This window comes from Marinobacter zhanjiangensis (assembly GCF_014651935.1).
GTDB classification, from domain to species: domain Bacteria; phylum Pseudomonadota; class Gammaproteobacteria; order Pseudomonadales; family Oleiphilaceae; genus Marinobacter; species Marinobacter zhanjiangensis.
This window is the reverse complement of record NZ_BMXV01000004.1, coordinates 340039-356281: the sequence shown is the minus strand read 5'-3', so window position 1 is coordinate 356281 and position 16243 is coordinate 340039. Positions and strand designations below refer to the sequence as shown.

The 16243-nt window shown below is 61.7% G+C and carries 14 protein-coding genes; 12 read left to right on the top strand and 2 right to left on the bottom strand.

What is annotated here, in order from left to right:
* Positions 1-248 precede the first annotated feature (248 nt).
* The 12 genes from IE079_RS10650 to IE079_RS10595 all read left to right on the top strand — a co-directional run bounded on the left by IE079_RS10650 (position 249) and on the right by IE079_RS10595 (position 13437).
* Positions 249-1862, top strand: coding sequence for a diguanylate cyclase (locus IE079_RS10650; RefSeq protein ID WP_189576193.1), 1614 nt, complete (start codon positions 249-251; stop codon positions 1860-1862).
* A 283-nt stretch (positions 1863-2145) separates the two neighbouring features.
* Positions 2146-2586 carry a type II 3-dehydroquinate dehydratase gene (aroQ, locus tag IE079_RS10645; RefSeq protein WP_189576185.1) on the top strand — a complete coding sequence of 147 codons (441 nt, stop codon included), beginning with the start codon at positions 2146-2148 and terminating at the stop codon, positions 2584-2586.
* Positions 2587-2614: 28 nt separating this feature from the next.
* Entirely contained in the window at positions 2615-3070 is a 456-nt protein-coding gene (gene accB / locus IE079_RS10640) for an acetyl-CoA carboxylase biotin carboxyl carrier protein (protein WP_189576182.1), read from the top strand.
* Positions 3071-3090: 20 nt separating this feature from the next.
* Positions 3091-4437, top strand: coding sequence for an acetyl-CoA carboxylase biotin carboxylase subunit (accC, locus tag IE079_RS10635; RefSeq protein ID WP_189576181.1), 1347 nt, complete (start codon positions 3091-3093; stop codon positions 4435-4437).
* 1 nt (position 4438) lies between these two features.
* Entirely contained in the window at positions 4439-5335 is an 897-nt protein-coding gene (gene prmA / locus IE079_RS10630) for a 50S ribosomal protein L11 methyltransferase (protein ID WP_189576178.1), read from the top strand.
* A gap of 57 nt (positions 5336-5392) precedes the next feature.
* Positions 5393-6640: a DUF3426 domain-containing protein gene (locus tag IE079_RS10625; RefSeq protein WP_189576176.1), complete on the top strand. Its 1248-nt coding sequence runs from the start codon at positions 5393-5395 to the stop codon at positions 6638-6640.
* Positions 6641-6880: 240 nt separating this feature from the next.
* Positions 6881-7876, top strand: coding sequence for a tRNA dihydrouridine synthase DusB (dusB, locus tag IE079_RS10620; protein WP_227712456.1), 996 nt, complete (start codon positions 6881-6883; stop codon positions 7874-7876).
* Positions 7873-8190: a DNA-binding transcriptional regulator Fis gene (gene fis, locus IE079_RS10615; protein ID WP_189576174.1), complete on the top strand. Its 318-nt coding sequence runs from the start codon at positions 7873-7875 to the stop codon at positions 8188-8190. The genes dusB and fis overlap by 4 nt, the downstream gene beginning before the upstream one ends.
* A gap of 70 nt (positions 8191-8260) precedes the next feature.
* Positions 8261-9841 carry a bifunctional phosphoribosylaminoimidazolecarboxamide formyltransferase/IMP cyclohydrolase gene (gene purH, locus IE079_RS10610; RefSeq protein WP_189576163.1) on the top strand — a complete coding sequence of 527 codons (1581 nt, stop codon included), beginning with the start codon at positions 8261-8263 and terminating at the stop codon, positions 9839-9841.
* Positions 9842-9867: 26 nt separating this feature from the next.
* Positions 9868-11160 carry a phosphoribosylamine--glycine ligase gene (gene purD / locus IE079_RS10605; protein ID WP_189576155.1) on the top strand — a complete coding sequence of 431 codons (1293 nt, stop codon included), beginning with the start codon at positions 9868-9870 and terminating at the stop codon, positions 11158-11160.
* A gap of 109 nt (positions 11161-11269) precedes the next feature.
* Positions 11270-12832, top strand: a complete 1563-nt coding sequence (locus IE079_RS10600) for a cation:proton antiporter domain-containing protein (protein WP_189576153.1) — start codon at positions 11270-11272, stop codon at positions 12830-12832.
* Positions 12832-13437: a methyltransferase domain-containing protein gene (locus IE079_RS10595; RefSeq protein WP_227712442.1), complete on the top strand. Its 606-nt coding sequence runs from the start codon at positions 12832-12834 to the stop codon at positions 13435-13437. Before IE079_RS10600 ends, IE079_RS10595 begins: the two co-directional genes overlap by 1 nt.
* A gap of 195 nt (positions 13438-13632) precedes the next feature.
* Here the strand turns inward: IE079_RS10595 and IE079_RS10590 are convergent, their stop codons facing one another.
* Both IE079_RS10590 and ubiD read right to left on the bottom strand, forming a co-directional pair.
* Entirely contained in the window at positions 13633-14637 is a 1005-nt protein-coding gene (locus IE079_RS10590; RefSeq protein WP_189576151.1) for a 2Fe-2S iron-sulfur cluster-binding protein, read from the bottom strand.
* A 1-nt stretch (position 14638) separates the two neighbouring features.
* On the bottom strand, positions 14639-16126 hold the full coding sequence (gene ubiD / locus IE079_RS10585) for a 4-hydroxy-3-polyprenylbenzoate decarboxylase (RefSeq protein WP_189576149.1): 1488 nt from the start codon (positions 16124-16126) through the stop codon (positions 14639-14641).
* Between the last annotated feature and the right edge of the window lie 117 nt (positions 16127-16243).

Genomic DNA, 16243 nt, shown 5'->3' with positions numbered 1-16243 from the left:
ATACCTTGAGTTTGCGACGTATCAACTACCGAAAACCGGCCCCGGATCGTACCCACGTCTCAGGTTCACAAAGATTTACAGTTCGCTGCCTGCGTCTTCGGTTACAAACACTATAGACTGCAGCAACAAAGACATCCTGCAATCCCGAAGAAAAGGTGCCGCACAAATGGGGCAAGGTCCCGGCCATCGGACTTTCCACATTCTGAAGGCACCCCAGAACAACCAGGACAGGACAGATTGACACCACCATGACTGACGAGTCCCAGAAAGAAAAACTGCGACAGCATTTCGCCCGCCGGGTCACCAATCAGGCCCGCGTCGTTCTGGACACCTGGCAGAAGATTCACGCGGATCCCCCGGCCTCCGCCCCCTTCCGGGAGGATCTCAACGCCGCTGCCGACAAGCTGGCCCGCTATGCCGGCCGCTTCGAGATGTCGGCCTATGTCGACGCCGGCAAGGCCATCATGGCAGCTATCCGGCAGTGGCCCGAGCACCAGGCACCGGACGCCGAGGCCCTGCAGGCCCTGCGCGAGGCCGTTATGTCACTGGAGCAGAGCACCCAGCGCCGTTCCGATCGCCAGAGCAGTGAGCCGCCGCGGGTCTACCGCAAGACACCGGTCTATGTTGCACTCAGCAATCATGAGCTGGCCAGCCGGCTGATCCGTCAGCTGGAGTTTTTCGGCTTCCGCGCGGAAGCCTTCGATACCCCGGCCGAGCTGATGGAGGCCTGCGCCCTGCACAAGCCCGAAACCATCCTCATGGATATCGGCTTCGGCGGCCAGCCGGACAACGGCCTGGCCACCGTGGAAACCCTGCAGCAGCGCCACGACACCCCTATTCCCATCATCTTCGTCAGCGACGAGGATGGCACCATTGAAACCCGCCTGCGGGCTTCCCGCTGTGGCGGCGAGGAGTTCTTCTACCCGGCGGTGGACCCGGGCCAGCTGATCGAGAAAATCGAGACCTACACCCACAACAACGCGGTCGAACCCTACCGGGTATTGGTGCTGGACGACTCTCGAGCCCAGGCCAAGTTCATGGAAACGGTGCTCAGGAAAGCGGGCATGACCGCCCACATCATCACCGATCCCATGCAGATCATTGTCGCGCTGGAGGAGTTCAACCCGGAGATCATCATTCTCGACATGTACATGCCCGGCTGCACGGGCATGGAAATCGCCCGGGTGATCCGCCAGCAGGATCGCTTCCACAGCGTGCCCATCATCTACCTGTCCGCCGAGGACGATGTCCAGAAGCAGCTGCATGCCATGAGCCTGGGGGGCGATGACTTCCTCACCAAGCCCATTGATCCGAAACACCTGGTGGCTACCATCCACAACCGCGGCCGGCGCGCCCGTTCGCTGCTGGCGCTGATGATCCGCGACAGCCTGACCGGCCTGTTCAACCACACCCATACTCTGTACCTGCTGGAACAGGAGATCGTAAAGACGCAGCAGAAAGACCAGCCCCTGTGTTTCGCCATGATCGACGTGGACTACTTCAAGAAGGTGAACGACACCTTCGGCCACCCCATAGGCGACCGCATCCTGCGGGCCCTGTCCATGTTCCTCAAGCAGCGGCTGCGCAAGACCGACCATATCGGCCGCTACGGGGGTGAGGAGTTTGCCGTTATCATGCCGGATACCCGGGAAAGCGATGCCCGCACCGTGATCAACGACATTCGCGAGCGCTTTGCAGAGCTGACCCAGAATGCCGGTGACCGGGAGTTTCACGTTACCTTCAGTTGTGGCGTGGCTGCCTGGCAGGGAGAGCCGGCCTCCGCCTTTTGCGAGCGGGCGGACGAGGCGCTGTACAAAGCCAAGGAGTCCGGTCGCAACTGCGTGATCGGCGCCGACGACTGAGCCGTCGGCGGATACCCTCACCGTACTTGCCCGGCCGTATCGTCATCCGCTGCGAACCGGGCGACATCTTTGCGCTTCCAACCATGAAACCATAGTCTTATGGACGGAACTCCTGCAAACGTCGAAAATATGTCATCAGGCGCAACAAATCCCGCGGCGGACCCGGAATTCATACGATCGTTTGTCAAAAACTGTTGAACCAACGGGATTCACGACGCATTATGGGCACAAAATACGGCAAAATACGGCATTTCCCCAAAAGACAAGCAAGGCAAGACCGATCATGGCCACCATTCTTGTGCTCCACGGACCAAACCTGAACATGCTCGGCGTCCGCGAACCCGATGTTTATGGCCGGGAGACCCTGCAGGACATCAATGACCGGCTGCATGCCACTGCGTCGGACCGGGGCCACCATCTGCTGCACCTGCAATCCAATGCCGAATACGAACTGATCGAACGGCTGCACGATGCCCGCGCCGAGGGTATCGACTATCTTGTTTTCAACCCCGCCGCCTTCACCCACACCAGTGTGGCGCTGCGGGACGCAGTGCTGGCCTCCGGCATCCCCTTTATCGAGGTGCACCTGTCCAACGTGCACACCCGGGAGCCGTTCCGCCATCACTCCTATTTCTCGGATATCGCCGACGGCGTTATCTGCGGTCTTGGCAGTCAGGGCTACGATCTGGCGCTTGCCGCCGCCCTGCAAAAACTCAACTCATAAACACCGATACCACGGGACGTTGACTACCATGGACATTCGTAAAATAAAGAAGCTGATCGAACTCCTCGAGGAATCCGACGTTGAAGAACTGGAGATTCAGGAGGGTGACGACTCCGTTCGCATCTCCCGCCGCCGTGAGCAGGCCCCGGTAAACTACGCCAACTATCCCATGCCGGCGCCCCAGCACCAGGCCCCTGCACCGGCACCAGCGCCGGAACCGGCCGCGCCGGCCGAGCCCGAGGCTCCGAAAGGGCATGCGGTCAAATCCCCCATGGTGGGCACCTTCTACCGATCACCATCACCCACTGCGGCATCCTTCGTGGAGGTGGGCCAGACCGTCAAGGCTGGCGAAGTCATCTGTATCGTCGAAGCCATGAAGATGATGAACCAGATCGAGTCCGACAAGAGCGGCACCATCTCCGAAATCCTGGTTGAGAACGGTCAGCCCGTGGAATTCGACCAGCCACTGGTAATCATTTCCTGAGCGACAGGTGACATAACATCATGGCCATGATTGACAAAGTTCTGATCGCCAACCGCGGCGAGATAGCCCTGCGGGTGCTCAGGGCCTGCAAGGAACTGGGCATCCGGACGGTTGCCGTGCACTCCCAGGTCGACCGTGACCTCATGCACGTGCGCCTGGCGGACGAATCCGTGTGCATCGGCCCCAACAGCGCCACGGACAGCTACCTGAACATTCCCACCATCATCAGCGCCGCCGAAGTGACTGACAGTGTGGGCATCCACCCCGGTTACGGGTTTCTGGCGGAAAACGCCGATTTTGCCGAGCAGGTCGAGAAAAGCGGCTTCACCTTCATCGGCCCCCGCGCCGAGACCATCCGGCTGATGGGCAACAAGGTCTCCGCAATCAGCGCGATGATCAAGGCTGGTGTGCCTACTGTGCCCGGCTCCGACGGCCCCATCGACAACGACGATGAGCGCACAATCCGTATCGCCCGTGAAATTGGCTACCCGGTCATCATCAAGGCTGCCTCCGGTGGCGGTGGCCGCGGCATGCAGGTGGTTCACTCCGAGGCCGCATTGCTGAAGGGGATTCAGGTCACCCAGAGCGAAGCCAAGAACTCCTTCGGCGACGCCACCGTGTATCTGGAGAAGTATCTGGAACGCCCGCGTCATGTGGAAGTTCAGGTACTGGCGGACACCCACGGCAACGTCATTCATCTGGGCGACCGCGACTGTTCCATGCAACGCCGTCACCAGAAGATCCTCGAGGAAGCTCCGGCGCCGAATATTGACCCCAAGGCCCGCAAAAAGACCCTCAAGGCCTGTGTCGACGCCTGCAAGGAGATCGGCTACGTCGGTGCCGGCACCTTTGAGTTCCTGTACCAGGATGGCGCCTTCTACTTCATCGAGATGAACACCCGGGTCCAGGTGGAGCACCCGGTTTCCGAAATGGTCACCGGCGTTGATATCGTCCGGGAACAGCTTCGCATTGCCAGCGGCCTGCCGCTGCAATACAGCCAGGACGATATCCACATTTCGGGCCACGCCCTGGAATGCCGGATCAACGCCGAAGACCCGAAAACCTTCGCGCCCAGTCCCGGCAAGGTGAAGCATTTCCATGCCCCCGGCGGCAATGGCATCCGGGTGGATTCTCACCTGTACAGTGGCTATACGGTACCGCCCTACTATGATTCACTGGTGGCCAAACTGATTACCTGGGGCGATGACCGGGAAATTGCCCGCCGTCGCATGAAAAATGCCCTGGATGAACTGCTGGTGGAAGGCATCAAGACCAACCAGTCCCTGCACCGCAACCTGGTAAGGGACGGCGGCTTCAAGAGTGTGGATTTCACCATCCACTACCTCGAAAAGCTGATGCGGGACTGATATGCCCTGGATACAACTGCAGATTCCGGCTGACCCGGACAATGCGGATCAGCTGGAAGATCTTCTCATGGAGATGGGCGCCGATGCCGTCACCATGGAAGACGCCGCCGATCAGCCCATCTTCGAGCCGGACCCGGGCACCACGCCCCTGTGGAGCGACACCCGGGTCACCGGCCTGTTTGATGCCGACCAGGACATAGACCGGATCTGCGCTGACATTCGTGACGCCTGGCACCAGCAGACCCAGCAGGAACTGGCGGAAATCGACGTCACCCTGGTGGAGGACAAGGACTGGGAACGGGCCTGGATGGACGATTTCACGCCCCTGAGGTTCGGCCGGCGCCTGTGGATCGTACCCAGCTGGCACGACGCCCCCGATCCGGAGGCCGCCAACCTGCTGCTGGATCCGGGCCTGGCCTTCGGCACCGGCACCCATCCCACCACTGCCCTGTGCCTGGAGTGGCTCGATGGTGCCGAGGTGGAGGGACGGCAGGTCATCGACTATGGTTGCGGGTCGGGCATATTGGCACTGGCGGCATTACTGCTGGGAGCCGACCATGCCATTGGCGTGGACACCGACGCCCAGGCCCTGGAGGCCAGCCGCGACAACGCCCGCCGCAACCAGGTTGAGGATGCCCGCCTTGACCTGTACCTGCCAGGAGACGATCCGGATACGCGGGCGGACATCCTGCTGGCCAACATCCTGGCGGGCCCTCTGGTGGAACTGGCGCCGACTCTGGCCACCAGGGTCAGCCCCGGTGGACACCTGGTCCTGTCCGGCATCCTCGCGCAGCAGGCGCGGGAGGTTATGGCCGCCTACGAGCCCTGGTTCATCATGGATGAGCCGGAACAGCGGGAAGAATGGATACGCCTCACAGGTCGCCGCATTGACGGATGACGAGCAACCTGTGTGTGTTTACACTGCTGAACGTCTGACACCTTACAGGATTTAGGGATGGCCGATACCTCCAGTCTGTTGACACGCTGCCCACACTGCGACACCCGCTTCCGGGTGACGGATGAGCAGCTGGCCGTAGCCAACGGTAAGGTACGTTGTGGCCACTGCATGGAAGTGTTCGATGCCCGCGCTCACGCCGATACCGGCACGGACAATGGTATGCCTTCCGACGAGACGGAGTCCTACGAGAGCTTCAGCGCCGCCGACCCTGACGACGACATCATCTTCGAGGACAACCCCGAGGAAGACGCCGTCGAAGGTCACTACGCCGGGCAAAAAGCGGGCTTCGCCGATGAGGAGCTCAGTGACAGCTTCCGGGATGGGGGAGCCCCTGGCGAAGGCCCCGGCATGGGCGATGACGAGGACACGGAAGACGTTGACGAAAGCTGGGCCGAGGCCATGCTGCAGGAAGAGTTCCCTGATGCGCCGCCCAGAGCCGCTTCTGACAGCCACCCGGCCAACAGGAACGAAGAACCCCGGGCGCCGGCAGGACAGACACCCACGCCGACCCGGCGACCGCCCGAGCCGGAACACTCTGCCGGGGAGCCCGAACCGACCCGGCACGACGCGCCTCAATCCACCGACGACCTGGAGCTGACGGAAATCACCGCGGCACCACCGCCGGAGGAGGCGCCGGCAGGCCCGGCCCGCCGGCAAGACGCCACTACTGGCGGCACCTTCCCGCCACTGGATGATTTCTCGCCCTATGAACAGCTCTCCCGGGAGCCGGTAGCGGTTCATTCCCGCAAGGGCGGGGGTTTGCGGGGCGCGCTGTGGACCCTGGTAGTGCTGGCCCTGATTGCCGGGCTGGTGTCCCAGGTGGCCTGGTTCCAGTTCGACCGTCTGGCGGCCATTCCGGAACTGCGCCCCTGGTACGAAAAGGCCTGCGAATACGCCGGTTGCGAACTTGAACCACTGGTCGCCATGGACCGCATACAAAGCCGCAAGCTGGTGGTGCGTACCGATCCGGAAAACCGCAGTGCCCTGCTGGTGGATGCCGTGATCATCAACCAGGCCGAGTTCGAACAACCGTTTCCGTCCATTGCACTCACCTTCTCGAACCTGAACGGCGATGTGGTGGCCCAGAGTATTTTCCCGCCGGAAGATTACCTGGAAGGTGAAGGCACCGATCTGAGCACCATGCCACCGGGCACGCCAGTGCGGATCGCCATCAGTATCCGTGACCCCGGCCGGGATGCGGTTAACTATAATCTTCGCTTCGTTAACCGCGGCAATGACTCATGAAGCGACCGGCATCAATCCGCTGCGATGGACAGCAGGCCGCACAAAAGTCAACCAGAAAGAACGAAAAATAATCAGTTTTTTACGCCCTCACGGCCTTCAATAGCCTCTCACCCGGCGGTATCATTGTCGCCCCCTGAAATGACCGCCCATTGCTGACAGACTCCACAGTCAGGAGTTCGCCGGTGAGGTATGGTAGTTTCAGACGGACCTCCGGAAACCGACAACGGACACAGACGTATGCTGCCCACGGTGAAGATCGGGCCCTACACCCTGCCCAACTCGCTGGTGGTCGCGCCCATGGCCGGTGTGACAGACCGCCCCTTCCGGCAACTGTGCCGTCGCATGGGTGCGGGTCTGGCGGTGTCCGAGATGGTGATTGCCGACTCGTCACTGTGGCATACCCGCAAGTCGCGCCTGCGACTGGACCATACCGGTGAGCCGGAGCCTCGCTCGGTGCAGATTGCCGGCGGTGACGCCGACATGCTGGCCAATGCCGCCCGCATGAACGCCGAACACGGTGCGCAGATCATCGACATCAACATGGGATGCCCGGCCAAGAAAGTCTGCAACAAGGCCTCCGGTTCCGCGTTGATGAAGGATGAGGCCCTGGTAAAGGACATCCTGCATGCCGTGGTGCGGGCGGTGAACGTTCCCGTCACCCTGAAGATGCGCACTGGCTGGGACCGTGACAACCGTAATGCGGTCACCATTGCCCGCATGGCCGAAGAGGCGGGCATACAGGCGCTGGCCGTTCATGGCCGCACGCGGGCGGACGCCTACAAGGGCGAGGCGGAGTACGACACCATCGCCGCGGTGAAGTCCGCCGTCGGCATTCCGGTGTTCGCCAACGGCGACATCACCAGCCCCGGCAAGGCACGGGACGTGTTGCGGTATACCGGCGCCGACGGCCTGCTGATTGGCCGGGGGGCGCAGGGGCGTCCGTGGATCTTCCGGGAAGTCCTGGAGTTTCTGGAAACCGGCAGACCGGCAACGCCGCCACCCCTGGACGAGGTGGAAAGCATTCTGCTGGAGCACCTGGAGCAGCTGCATCTCTTTTATGGTGACCCCATGGGCGTTCGCATCGCCCGCAAGCATGTGGGCTGGTACCTGCAGTCCCATGATGCCGGCAAACAGTTCAGAAAGCGTTTCAATACGCTGGAATGTGCCACGGCACAGTCCGACAGTATCCAACAGTATTTTGCAGCCTTACGAAATGGAGAGGTATTCGCAGCATGAGCGCTGAAACCCTGGCAAACGACAACCTGGCGCCTTCCGCCAACGACGATCAGCCCACTCTGCAGACTGTCAGCAGCACCGGTAACTCGGTTACCCTGCGCGACAGCGTCGAAGTGGCCCTGAAAAACTATTTCGCCCAGCTTGACGGCGCCCCCGTCACGGAGGTTTACCAGCTGGTATTGTCGGAGGTGGAAGCCCCCCTTCTGGAACAGGTGATGAAATACACCCGCAACAACCAGACCAAGGCCTCCACCATGCTTGGGCTCAATCGCGGTACGCTGCGAAAGAAGCTGAAGCAGTACGGTCTGCTATAATCAACTGGATTTCCCAAGGCCTCCCGGAATCATTTCGCGAGGCCTTTCCTGTTTCAAGAAGGCATCGAAAATGGCACAACCGTCAAGCACTCCTGTTCGTCGCGCCCTGATCAGCGTTTCCGACAAGACCGGCATTGTGGAATTCGGTCGCAAACTGACCGAAGCCGGCGTTGAACTCCTCTCCACCGGCGGCACCTTCCGCCTGCTGAAGGAAAACCAGGTCCCGGTCACCGAAGTCAGCGACTACACCGGCTTCCCGGAAATGATGGATGGCCGGGTCAAGACTTTGCACCCGAAGATCCACGGCGGCATTCTCGGGCGCCGGGGCACCGATGACGCCATCATGGGCGAGCATGGCATCGACCCTATCGACATGGTGGTGGTCAACCTCTACCCGTTCGAGGACACCGTGGCCAACCCGGACTGCGACCTGGCCACCGCCATCGAGAACATCGATATCGGCGGCCCCACTATGGTTCGCGCCGCGGCCAAGAATCACAATGATGTGGCGATTGTGGTCAACGCCTCCGACTACAGCCGGGTACTGAACGAGCTGGCAGACAATGACGGCCATCTGACCCATGCCACCCGCTTCGACCTGGCGGTCAAAGCCTTCGAGCACACCGCCGGCTACGATGGCGCCATTGCCAACTACCTGGGCGGGCGCACAGCGGACAACGACAATGCCGACTTCCCCCGCACCTTCAATAGCCAGTTCGTGAAGGTGCAGGACATGCGCTACGGCGAGAACCCCCACCAACGCGCCGCATTCTACACCGAGCGTTCGCCCCGGGAGGCCTGCGTGGCTACCGCCAGACAGCTGCAGGGCAAGGAGCTGTCCTACAACAACGTGGCCGATACCGATGCCGCCCTGGAATGCGTCAAGCCGTTTGCCGACCCGGCCTGCGTCATCGTCAAGCACGCCAACCCGTGCGGCGTGGCCATCGGTGCCGACATCCGCCAGGCCTATGACCTGGCCTTTGCCACCGATCCTACCTCTGCCTTCGGCGGCATCATTGCCTTCAACCGGGAACTGGACAGCGAAACCGCCCAGGCCATTATCGACCGCCAGTTCGTAGAGGTGATTATCGCCCCCACCATCGCCCCCGAGGCCGTGGAACTGGTGGCCGCCAAGAAGAATGTGCGCCTGCTGGCCTGCGGTGAGTTCGACAGTGAGCGAGTACAGACCATGGACTTCAAGCGGGTGACCGGTGGCCTGCTGGTACAGGAACGGGACCTGGGCATGGTCGCCATGGACGACGTCAAGGTGGTCACCGAGCGCCAGCCTTCCGAGGACGAGCTGAACGACCTGCTGTTTGCCTGGGAAGTGGCCAAGTACGTCAAGTCCAACGCCATTGTCTATGCCCGTGCCGGTCGCACCATCGGCGTTGGTGCCGGCCAGATGAGCCGCGTTTACAGCGCGAAAATTGCCGGCATCAAGGCCGCAGACGAGAACCTGGAGGTAAAGGGTTCGGTGATGGCCTCCGACGCCTTCTTCCCGTTCCGCGACGGTATCGACGCCGCCGCCGAAGCCGGTATTACGGCAGTGATCCAGCCCGGCGGTTCGATGCGGGACCAGGAAGTGATCGATGCCGCCAACGAGCACGGCATTACCATGGTGTTCACCGGCATGCGCCATTTCCGCCACTAAATTCGGCCATTAAAGGACAGAACAATATGAACATCCTGATTATTGGCAACGGCGGTCGCGAACACGCCCTGGCCTGGAAGGCCGCCCGGTCACCGCACGCCGACCGGGTGTTCGTGGCCCCGGGCAATGCCGGTACCGCCCTGGAACCACGCCTGGAGAACGTATCCATCGATGTCATGGAGCTGGACGCGCTGGCCGACTTCGCCGCCACCCACGACGTCGGCCTGACCATTGTCGGTCCGGAAGCGCCCCTGGTGGCGGGCATTGTGGACCGGTTCGAAGCCCGTAACCTGCGGGTGTTCGGCCCCACCGAGGGAGCCGCCCAGCTGGAAGGCTCCAAGGCCTTCACCAAGGACTTCCTGGCGCGCCACCGGATTCCCACCGCCGCCTACGCCAACTTCACCGATGTTGACCAGGCCCTGACCTATGTCCGTGAACAGGGCGCCCCTATCGTGGTCAAGGCCGATGGCCTGGCTGCAGGCAAGGGCGTGATCGTTGCCATGACCCTGGAGGAGGCAGAAGCGGCGATCCGTGACATGCTGGCGGGCAATGCCTTCGGCGATGCCGGCAGCCGGGTAGTGATCGAGGAATTCCTGGACGGCGAGGAAGCCAGCTTTATCGTCGTGGTGGACGGTGAGCATGTGGCGCCCATGGCCACCTCCCAGGACTACAAGCGGGTCGGTGACGGCGACACCGGGCCCAACACGGGTGGCATGGGTGCTTACTCTCCCGCACCGGTGGTCACCGCCGATGTGCACCAGCGCGTTATGGACGAGGTCATCTACCCGACGGTCCGGGGCATGGCGGCGGAAGGCCACCCCTACAGGGGCTTCCTCTACGCCGGCCTGATGATCGACGACAGCGGCGCACCCAAGGTGATTGAATTCAACTGCCGCTTCGGCGACCCGGAAACCCAGCCCATCATGCTGCGCATGCAGTCGGACCTGGTCGAGCTGTGCAATGCCGCGATTGATGGCCGGCTCGATCAGTGCGACTCCCGCTGGGACGATCGCGCCGCGGTGGGCGTGGTGCTGGCCGCCGGGGGCTATCCCGGTAGCTATAACAAGGGCGATGCCATTACCGGACTCCCGCAGACGGAAACCGATGGCGAAAAAGTCTTCCACGCCGGCACCCGCATGCAGGGTGAGCAAGTGATCACCAACGGTGGCCGCGTGCTGTGTGCGACGGCGCTGGGCAACACGGTAACCGAGGCCCAGCAAAGAGCCTACGGGCTGGCCGGACGCATTCACTGGGACGGTGTGTTCTGCCGCAAGGACATCGCCTACCGCGCGATCGTCCGCGAATCCGGCAGCAATTGACCGGGAGTTGCATGATCATCAGGGTCCGGTGAGGACACCAGGCCCTGGTTCACGCTAGAATCAGCACCTGCATGCGCTCCCTTGTTGTCAGTCAGGAACTTGCCCTTCCATGTCCGAAGCTCTCTGGATCACCTTTGCCTTTTCCCTGGGCCTTCTCGTCAAGGCCATTGGCCTGCCGCCCCTGGTAGGCTACCTGGCCGCCGGTTTCCTGCTCAGCGGACTGACAGAGTTCACCCCGCTGGTCGTGGAAGATACCGACGCCCTGAACCATATTGCGCACCTGGGTGTCCTGCTGCTGCTGTTTACCGTGGGGCTGAAGCTGAAACTCAAGTCCGTGGTCAGCCCGGAGGTAATCGGCGGCAGCCTGCTGCATTTCGGGTTTACCTGCGCGGTTTTCGCACCCGGGCTCTATTACATTGCAGGGGTGGACTGGAAAACCGCCATTCTGCTGGCGGTGGCGCTGTCCTTCTCCAGCACGGTGCTGGCGGCCAAGGTCCTGGAGGGCAAGCGGGAGTTGAGAGCCTTCCATGGTCGCGTGGCCATCGGCATTCTGATCATGCAGGACCTGATCGCCCTGGCGGTAATGAGTATTGCGGCGGGCAAGACACCATCTTACTGGGCGCTGGTGCTGTTTGGCCTGCCCCTGCTACGCCCGCTCCTTTACCGCCTGCTGGATGCCAGTGGTCATGACGAGCTGCTGGTGCTGCTGGGGCTGCTGCTGGCGCTGGTGATCGGTGGGCTCGGTTTCGAGGCGGTAGGACTTAGCTCGGAACTGGGTGCTCTGGTCTTTGGCGCCATGCTGGCCAACCACCCGCGGGCCCAGGAGCTGTCGAAATCCCTGTGGAGTGTGAAGGAAATCTTCCTGGTGGGCTTTTTCCTGCAGATAGGGATCGGCGGCCTGCCCGATGCCACCGCCATGGGTTACGCCCTGGTGGCCCTTGTGGTGCTGCCACTGAAGGGCGTGCTGTTCTTTTTCCTGCTGCTGCTGTTCCGTCTGCGGGCCCGCAGCAGTTTTCTGTCCAGCCTGGCACTGACCAACTACAGCGAGTTCGGCCTGATCGTGGCCAGTGTCGCGCTGCCGGACTGGCTGGTGCCCCTGGCCATTGCCGTGTCCCTGTCGTTTATCGTATCGGCACCGCTTAACCGCCTGGCACACCCTATCTACGAGCGGCTGGCCCATCGCCTGGCTCCGCTGCAAAGCAGCCGCCGCCACCCGGACGAACAGCCCATTTCCCTGGGCGATACCCGCGTTCTCATCATGGGTATGGGTCGCACCGGCACCGCCGCCTATGACAACCTGCGCGGAGAGGAACCGGATCTGATGGGCCTGGACTCGGACCCGGCCAAGGCCCAGAAACACACGGACGAGGGTCGCAACGTGGTCTTTGCCGATGCCGAAGACACCACTTTCTGGGAGGGTCTGGACATGCCCCGGCTGGAGGCGGTGATCCTGGCCATGAACGATATCGAGGGCAAGCTGATTGCCGCGCGCATGCTGCGCAGGAAGGGATTCACCGGCTATGTGGTCGCCCACACCGCCTATGCGGATGAGGCGACCAAGATCCGCGAGGCCGGTGCCGACCAGGCATACCTGACCATGAGCGAAACCGGCGTGGCGCTGGCCACTCATCTGAGGGACGAGCGACCTCCGATCCATGAGGCCATCGTCTGATGGATACCCAGTCCAGTTCACTTCATGAGGAGCGCCTGGACCGGGTAGCCGCACTTATCCTTGGGTCCGGCGCGAGAAGCGTGGTTGACCTGGGTTGCGGCAGTGGTTCGCTGCTGCGCCGGCTGGTACAGGAGCCGGGCTATACCCGGATCACCGGCGTGGAACAGTCCGGTCTCTCCCTCAGGCAGGCCCGGACCATGCTGGAGGAAATCGCACCCGACGAATCCCGGGTATCGCTTCTGCAGGGTAGCTATACGGACAGCAACCTGAAGCTCTCCGGCTTCGACGCGGCCGCCATGGTGGAGACCATCGAGCATGTGCCCCCGGGTCGACTGTCGGAAGTCCAGCGGGCGGTTTTCGACCACTACCGCCCGGGCTGGCTGGTGATGACCACCCCCAATGCTGAATACAATCCGCTGTATGGACTTCGCCCAGGTGAATTCCGCGATCCGGACCACAAGTTCGAATGGAACCGCGACAAGTTCCGCAAATGGTGCACCACGACCGCGAGACAGTCCGGGTATCAGGTCAGGTTCAACGGTATCGGTGAGGACGACCCGGAGTTCGGGCCGCCTACGCAGGTGGCGGTGTTTACCCGCCTGTAGAGATTTTTGCCACGGAATCCACGGAAAAACACGGAAAAAAGCAAAAGATAAAGACGTTTTTGGCCACTAAATCCACGAAAGAACACGAAATTAAAGACAAAGACGTTTTGGCTTTTAATCAGTCAGCTTTGTTCGTGTTTTTTCGTGGATTTCGTGGCGGAAAATTCTTTCGTTTTTCCGTGGCTAAAAAACCAGTCAGTCCCGGGGTGCATACTCCAGCACATCGGAATAGAACTCGGACTCTGGCAGGCCCGCCTCGATCAGGGCGTCCATCAGGGTATACACCATTGTCGGTGAACCGCTGGCCATGACCTGGACGTTGCTCCAGTCAGTACCGGACCGGAGAACCGTATCCACCAACTGGTCGTGGTGGCCGCTCCAGTCATTGTCGTCATCGTCACCCACCACCGGCACGAAGGTGAACGGCTCCCACTCCCGCTCCCAGGTTTCCGCCAGCCCCCTCAGGTACATATCCTCCGGACGGCGCACACCCCAGTAGAGCGTCGCGGGCTGGTCGAAACGGGTTTCCCGCAGATAGTCCACCATACTCTTTACCTGGGCAAAGCCGGTGCCCGCTGCCACGAACAACAGGGGCTTCTCCGGAGCCGACGCCAGGCAGGCCTTGCCGTGGGGCAACTCCACCGTCACTTCCGGGCCCTCGATGATGGCATCAATCACCTTCTGGGCCGAGACCCACTCCGGGGTTGCCTGTATATGCAGCTCGATGGCCTGAGCCAGAGGGCTGCTGGCGATGGAAAAGTAGCAGGGCTCCGCATCCGGCAGGTTGACCGACAGGTACTGACCGGCATGGAAGGTAAGCTCCCGGCGACGGTTCAGTTGCAGTTCCACACGATAGACATCGTGACTGATGGAACGTACATCGGCCACTTTGGCCTGAAAGGTCTTGGGCGGGTTCTGTCCTGCGGCCATAACGGTGTCTATCTCCAGCTCCAGGTCGGTAATGGCCTCGGTACGGCACATCATCAGGCGATCACCGACCCTGATGGTCTGTTGGTTTCGGGTGCTGAGGGCCTCGCCGGCAAGCAGGCGCGCCTCACAGATTTCACAAACGCCGTTACGGCACGAAACCGGTACGGCAATACCGGCGCTCGCGGCGGAGGTCAGCAGATCCTCATCGGCGCGGCACTTGAAGCTTAGTTCAGAGGGATAAAGTGTGGTACGAAACGAATCTCTGGCCATATCACTCGGGACGACGATGGGGAGTTTCAATCCCCAGGCTGTCCCATTTTTCGTCCACCCGGCGTTTTACCTCATCATCCATGGTGATGGGGGTGCCCCATTCCCGGTCGGTTTCGCCGGGCCACTTGCTGGTAGCATCCAGGCCCATTTTGGAGCCAAGACCGGACACGGGCGACGCGAAATCCAGATAGTCGATCGGGGTATTCTCCACCAGGGTCGTGTCCCGGGCCGGGTCCATGCGGGTGGTCATGGCCCAGATCACGTCATTCCAGTCGCGGGCATTGACGTCGTCATCGGTGACAATCACGAACTTGGTGTACATGAACTGGCGCAGGAATGACCACACCCCCATCATCACCCGTTTGGCATGGCCCGGATACTGTTTTTTCATGGTCACTACCGCCAGCCGGTAGGAACAGCCCTCCGGCGGCAGGTAGAAGTCGACAATCTCCGGGAACTGCTTCTGCAGGATGGGAATGAAGACTTCGTTCAGCGCCACACCGAGGATGGCCGGCTCATCCGGCGGGCGACCGGTGTAGGTGCTGTGGTAGATGGGATCCTTGCGGTGGCTGATGCGCTCCACGGTAAACACCGGGAACTGGTCCACCTCGTTGTAATAACCGGTATGGTCACCGAACGGCCCTTCCGGGGCGGCGTCATCCGGGTAGATAAAGCCCTCCAGCACGATTTCGGCGCTGGCCGGCACCTGCAGGTCACTCAGTGCGGCCTTGACCAGCTCGGTACGGGCGCCCCTGAGCAGACCGGCAAAGGCATATTCCGACAGGGTATCCGGCACCGGTGTGACCGCACCCAGGATGGTAGCCGGGTCAGCCCCCAGGGCCACCGCCACGGGGAAGGGTTCACCGGGATGGGCCCGCTGCCACTCTTGGAAATCCAGTGCGCCACCGCGATGGCCGAGCCAGCGCATGATCAGGCGGTTTTTGCCGATGACCTGCTGGCGGTAGATGCCCAGATTCTGGCGCTCCTTGTGGGGGCCACGGGTAATGACCAGCGGCCAGGTCACCAGTGGTCCGGCGTCTCCGGGCCAGCAGTGCTGGACCGGAATCCTGCCCAGGTCCACATCGTCCTTTTCCAGCACCACATCCTGACAGGGGGCCGAGCGCAGCACCTTGGGGCTCATGCGCATGACCTGACGGAACAATGGAAGCTTTTCGATGGCATCCCGGAAGCCCTTGGGGGGATCCGGTTCCTTCAGATAGGCCAGCAGCTTGCCCACATCCCGCAGGGCAGTAACGCTGTCCTGCCCCATGCCCATGGCGACCCGTTTCGGTGTACCGAACAGGTTGCCCAGCACGGGCATGTCATAGCCTTTGGGATTTTCGAACAGTAACGCCGGCCCTCCGGCCCGCAGGGTACGGTCACAGATCTCGGTCATTTCCAGGTGGGGGTCCACCTCCACGGAAATGCGTTTCAGTTCACCCTGTTGTTCGAGCTGGGCCAGAAAGTCACGCAGGTCGCTGTATTTCATGGTTAGCTCCGGTGGCTGGGCGCGGAGAACGTTTAAGGGCGGAGTCTGGAGTACGATCCGGGGGCGGGATGGATCTTTCCGGACACGCCGTAGATACATCCCGCCCCCGAATCCCCG